The sequence below is a fragment of the Kitasatospora sp. NPDC057198 genome, assembly GCF_042670125.1.
Taxonomy (GTDB): domain Bacteria; phylum Actinomycetota; class Actinomycetes; order Streptomycetales; family Streptomycetaceae; genus Kitasatospora.
Map to the genome: position 1 here is coordinate 1 of NZ_JBHUWH010000494.1, position 5,545 is coordinate 5,545.

General features: G+C 78.4%; 5 protein-coding genes. All 5 read left to right on the forward strand.

Translation table 11 applies throughout. The annotated features are described in order from the left end of the window. The first annotated feature begins 151 nt into the window (after nucleotides 1-151). Nucleotides 152-682, forward strand: a complete 531-nt coding sequence (locus tag ACFUEL_RS33990) for a TlpA disulfide reductase family protein (protein WP_380241157.1) — start codon at nucleotides 152-154, stop codon at nucleotides 680-682. Nucleotides 683-765: 83 nt separating this feature from the next. Next, nucleotides 766-2,571 (forward strand): ABC transporter ATP-binding protein, encoded by a 1,806-nt coding sequence (locus tag ACFUEL_RS33995; RefSeq protein ID WP_380241159.1) that lies wholly within the window; start codon nucleotides 766-768, stop codon nucleotides 2,569-2,571. Further along, nucleotides 2,568-3,191: a S26 family signal peptidase gene (locus ACFUEL_RS34000; protein WP_380241161.1), complete on the forward strand. Its 624-nt coding sequence runs from the start codon at nucleotides 2,568-2,570 to the stop codon at nucleotides 3,189-3,191. The genes ACFUEL_RS33995 and ACFUEL_RS34000 overlap by 4 nt, the downstream gene beginning before the upstream one ends. A gap of 143 nt (nucleotides 3,192-3,334) precedes the next feature. After that, nucleotides 3,335-4,057 (forward strand): BTAD domain-containing putative transcriptional regulator, encoded by a 723-nt coding sequence (locus ACFUEL_RS34005; protein ID WP_380241163.1) that lies wholly within the window; start codon nucleotides 3,335-3,337, stop codon nucleotides 4,055-4,057. Between the two features lie 42 nt (nucleotides 4,058-4,099). Further along, the coding region (locus ACFUEL_RS34010; protein ID WP_380241165.1) for an ABC transporter permease at nucleotides 4,100-5,545 on the forward strand (1,446 nt) is incomplete at its 3' end.

The window sequence follows — 5,545 nt, forward strand, 5'->3', positions numbered from 1 at the left end:
CGCCGCCGTCGGGCGGGCCCGCGCTGCTGGCCGTCGGCGCGGGGATCGCCGGGGCCGCCGCCGTCGTCACGCTCGACGACCTGGTCGAGCTCTTCGCGCCCGCCGGGACGCCGGCCGCGGGCACCGCAAACGCCGAACACCGGGAGATCTGATGGACGCCTGGAACGCCCTCACGGGCCTGCTGGCCGTACTGTGCCTGTTCAACCTGGTCCTCACCTACGGGGTGGTCCGACGGCTGCGCGCCCTGTCCCGGGCCGGCGCGGACAGCCCCGCGACGGTCTCCGGCCGGGTCGACGAGTTCGCCGTCACCGCCGTCGACGGGACCGCGGTCGGCCGCGCCGACCTGGCGCCCGGCACCGTCCTCGGCTTCTTCTCCCCGGGCTGCCCGCCGTGCGCCGCGCTGCTGCCGCGCTTCGTCGGGGCGGTGCGCACCGCCGGGCTGCCGGCCGCCGCCGTGCTCGCCGTGGTGATGCCCGGCGAGGACCCGGCGGAGGCCCGGAAGTACGCGCGGGAACTGGCGGGGGTCGCCACCGTCGTGGTCGGCGAGCAGGCCCGCGCGGTGTCGGCCGCCTGCGGGGTGCAGGGCTTCCCGGCGGTGTGCGTGATCGGCGCGGACGGCCGGATCCGCGAGGCGGACGGCGACCTGTCGGCGCTCGGCCGCCGCCCGGCGGGCGTCGCGTGAACCGTCCGGGCCGTCCGGGCCGTTCAGGCCGCCGGGGCCGTCCGGAGGGTGCTGCCGGGCGCGGTCCGGGCCGTCCGGGCCGGGTGGCGGCGCTGCGGGCCGTGGCCCGGTTGGCGGTGCGGGCGGCGCCCGGGCCGCTGGCCGGGGTGGTGCTGGCGGCCGTGGTGGAGGCGGCGCTGCCGGTGCTGGCCGCCTGGTTGACCAAGGCGGTGCTGGACGCCCTCGCGACCCCCGGCACGGGTTCCGGGGCGGTGTCGACCCGGGCCGTCGGGCTGGCCGGGGTCGGGGTGGCGGCCTCGGTGCTGCCGCAGGTGTCGCAGCTGTGGCGGGCCGAACTCGGCCGCCGGGTCGGCCTGTTGGCGCAGGACGGGCTGTACGCCGCGGTGAACGGCCTGGTCGGGCTGGGGCGTTTCGAGGACCCGGCGGCGCTGGACCGGCTCCGGCTGGCCCAGCAGTGCGGGCAGGACACCCCGCCGCAGATCGTCGCCAGCGCCGTCGGCCTGGCCCGGACGGCCGCCACCATGGCGGCGTTCTCGGTGTCGCTGGTACTGCTGAACCCGTGGCTGGCGCTGGCCGTCCTGCTCTCCGCGGTGCCCGCGCTGCTCACCGAGGTCCGGCTCGCCCGAGCCCGGGTGGGCACGGCGCTGACGGTCAGTCCGCTGGAGCGGCGCGAGTCGTTCTACGGGTTCCTGCTGGGCAGCGTGCAGACCGCCAAGGAGATCCGGCTGTTCGGGATCGGCGACCACCTGCGGGCCTCGATGCGCCGCGACCGCGCCGCCATCAACGCCACCCACCGCCGGCTGGACCGGCGGGCCGCGCTCGCCCAGACCGGCCCCGCGCTGGCGGCGGCCGCGGCCGGGGCCGGCGGGCTGGTCTGGGCCGTGCAGGCCGTGGCCGCCGGGCGGCTCACCGTCGGGGACGTCGCGCTGCTGCTCTCCGGGGTCGCCGCGGTGCAGAGCGGCCTGGCCGGTGTCGCGGTCACGGTGGCCGTCACCCACCAGCACCTGGAGCTGTTCGGCCACTACCTGGAGGTGACCACCCGGGGGCCCGACCTGCCGGTCCGCCGGGAGCCCCTGGCGGCGGGCGGCTTGGAGCACGGCATCGAGCTGCGCGACGTCTGGTTCCGCTACTCCGACCAGCACGACTGGGTGCTGCGCGGGGTGGACCTGACCATCCCGGCGGGCAGCGCGGTGGCGCTGGTCGGCGACAACGGCGCGGGCAAGAGCACCCTGGTCAAACTGCTCTGCCGGTTCTACGACCCGGTGCGCGGCTCGATCCACTGGGACGGCACCGACCTCCGCGACCTCGCCCCGGAGGAGCTGCGCCGCCGGACGGGCGGGATCTTCCAGGACTTCATGCGCTACGACCTGTCGGCGGCCGAGAACATCGGCCTAGGCGACGTGGCGCACCTGGCCGACCGGGACCGGATCCGCGCCGCGGCGGCCCGGACCGGCGTCGACGGCACCCTCGCCGCGCTGCCCCGCGGCTACGACACCCTGCTGTCGCGCACCTTCGCCGACGACGGGGCGGCCGGCCTGGACGGCGTCGAACTGTCCGGCGGCCAGTGGCAGCGGGTCGGCCTGGCCCGCGGACTGCTGCGCCGGGACGCCGACCTGCTGATCCTCGACGAGCCGAGCTCCGGCCTCGACCCCGAGGCCGAGTACGAGGTCCACCGGCTCCTGCTCTCGCACCGCGAACGGCGCACCAGCCTGCTCGTCTCGCACCGCCTGAGCGCGGTGCGCGGCGCCGACCGGATCGTGGTGCTGCGCGGCGGCCGGGTGGAGGAGGAGGGCGGCCACGAGGAGCTGATCGCCCGGGGCGGCCGGTACGCCGCCCTGTTCCGCCGCCAGGCGGAGGGGTACGCGGACGCCCCGGCGGTGGCGCCGTGATCCCGGCGGCGCCGGTGGCGCTGCTGCTGGGCGCCGTCGCGGTGCCGGTCGGCGCCGTCGCGGTGCTGCTGCGCCGGGTGCGGCGGGGCTCGGTGGTGGTCACCGTGGACGGGTCCAGCATGGTGCCCGCCCTGCGGGACGGCGACGTGGTGCTGGTGCGCCGCTGCGGGGCCGCCGGGCTGCTGCCCGGCCGGCTCGTCGTGGTGGAGTGCCCCGTGCCGCCGGCGGCCCGGCCGAACTGGTCCTGGCCGGACGCCGACGAGCCGCCCGAGCGGCGCCGCTGGATGGTCAAACGCCTGGCCGCGCTCCCCGGGCAGCCCTGGCCGCCGTCCTGCACCGGCCGTGGCGGCACCGTCCCGGACGGTGCGGTCGCGGTGCTCGGCGACAATCCGGCGGCCAGCACCGACTCCCGGCAGATGGGCGCGGTCCCGGTGGACCGGGTGCTCGGCGTGGTCGTGCGACGCCTCGCACCCGCCGGGCCGGTCGCCGGACCGGTCACCGAGCCTGCCGTCGGGCCGGTCGCCGAGCCTGCCGTCGGGCCTGCCGTCGGGCCGGTCACCGAGCCTGCCGTCGGGCCTGCCGTCGGGCCGCCTGCGCCTGCCACCGGTCCGTCCGCGTGACGGGGCGTCATCTCGCAAGAAGTTTCAGCAAGATGACGAAAGAGTATTGCGGATTCGTCGCCGCACGTTGCATGGTTCAACCCGACCGGATCGCAGGTGTGCGTCCGACGGGGGTTGGAGGTTGCGTGGAGGCTGCGTTTCGCATGCTCGGACGGGTGGGCCCGGGCGGGACGGCCCGGGGAGCGGCGACGGGGATCGGCGGCAAGGCCCGCACCCTGCTGGTGACCCTCCTGCTCCAGGCGAACCGCACGGTCACCGTCGACCGGCTGGTCGAAGCCCTCTGGGACGGTGAGCCGCCCGCCTCCGCCGTCGCCAACGTCCGCACCCACGCCAGCGCGCTGCGCCGCCACCTGCCCGAGGGCGCCGCCCTGCTGGGCGGGGGCGGCGGCTACCTGCTGGAGGTCGCCGCCGAACGCTGCGACCACCTGGTGTTCCTGCACCGGGCCGCCGACGGACGGGCCGCCCTGGCCGACGACGACAGCGCCCGCGCCGCCGAACAGCTCACCTCCGCGCTCGCCCTCTGGGACGGCGACCGGGCCGCCGTCGGAGTGCCCCGGCACGGCCCGCTGGCCGGCTGGCTCGGCCACCTCGAGGAGGAGCGGATGCGCGCCGTGGAGGACCTGGCCGGCGCCTACCTGCACCTCGGTGAGCCCCGGGCCGCCCTGCGGGACGTCAACGCCCTGCTCGCCGTCTCCCCGCTGCGCGACCGGAGTTGGGCCCTGCGGATGCGCGCCCACCACGCCCTCGGCGAACGCGGCAGCCTCGCCGACGACTACCGGACAGTCGTCCTGGTGCACCGCAGCGAACTGGGCGTGCACCCCGACCGGCAGCTCAGACGGCTCTTCGAGGAACTCGTCGCGAGCTGACCTCGCCGACGGCTCCCGCCCACCACCGGAAGGACCACCCACGTGCCGCGCCGCCCGGCCCGCACCCCGCGCCCCAGCACCCCGGCCACCCTGCGCGGCACCGCCCACCACCTGCTGCCGCTCACCGCCGCCGCCCTCGCCGTCCTGCTCTCCGCCCTCGCGGTCGCCACCCTGTGCACCGTCTCCGACCGCGCCGTCGTCGACGGCATGCGCGGCCAGCTCGCCGACGATCCGCGCACCGCCGTCGCCGTCCGCGCCGACTACCGCGCCGACGGCTACCGGAGCGCCGACCGGGCCGTGCGCGCCGCCCTCGCCCGCACCCTGGCCGGAACCGCCTCCCGCACCGACACCGCGCTCCGCGCCGCCGCCCCGATGACCACCACCCGCCCCGCCGGCGCCCCCCTGCCCTCCGGAACCGCCCTGCTCCCGCTCGCCGTCACCGACACCCGGCGGTACGCGGTCCTCACGGACGGCAGCTGGCCGGAGACGGACGCCGGGCCGGACGGACGGACGGACGACGGGCCGGCCGGCCGGACGAACGACGGGCCGGACGCGGCCGCGGGCACCGGAAGCGGCGCCCCGGCAGCCGGTTCGACGCCGGCCGCGCCCGTGCCGGCCGTCCTCCCGCAGGAGGCGGTCCGCAGGCTGGGCCTGCGCCCCGGTGACACGCTGCTGCTCACCACGCCGGCCAACCGCACGCTCGTGCTGCGGGTCACCGGCTCGTACCGGCCCGCCCCTGGCACCGACGCGTACTGGCGCAGCCTCGGCGAGGGCGGCGCCCCCGTCGCGGAGCAGGCGGCGCTGCTCCCCCCGGCGGTGTTCGTCCGGACGCCCGCGTTGACCGAGCGGGCGGTGGCGGTGTGGACGGCGCTGCCCGAGCCGGCGGCGCTGCGGCCCGCCGCCGCCGCCGCGCTGCACGGGCGGGTGGCGGCGCTGGCCGGGGGCGACCCGGTCCGTTCGGTGTACCGGCAGGCGGCTCCGGCGCTGGCGGGCACGACCGTGCGCACCGACCTGCCGCAGGCGCTGGCGGACACCGCGCTGCCGATGCTCGCCGCCCGTTCCTCGCTGTACGTGCCGGTGACCCTGCTGACCGCCCTGGCCGCCCTCACCCTGCTGCTGACGACCCGCCGGCTCACCGAGCACCGCCGCGGGGAGCAGGGCCTGCGGTTGGCCCGCGGGGCCGGCCCGTGGCGGCTGCTCGCCGAGGTGGCCGCCGAGTGGGCGCTCGTGGTGCTCCCGGCCGCGGTGGCCGGCCTGCTGCTCGCCCGGTTCGCCGCCCGGGCGCTGACCGGCCGGGCCGACCTCGGCCTGCTGCCGCCCGCCGGGGCGTTCGCCGCCGTCGGGCTGGTCCTGCTGGTGCACGCCGTCGGCACGCTCGCCCCGGCGGTGCGGCTGGCCGCGGCCGGTGGCCGCGACGGCGTCGTGCGCCGGCGTTCGCCGCGCCGGGCGGCCGCCCAGCGCACCGGCGCCGACCTCGCGCTGCTGGTG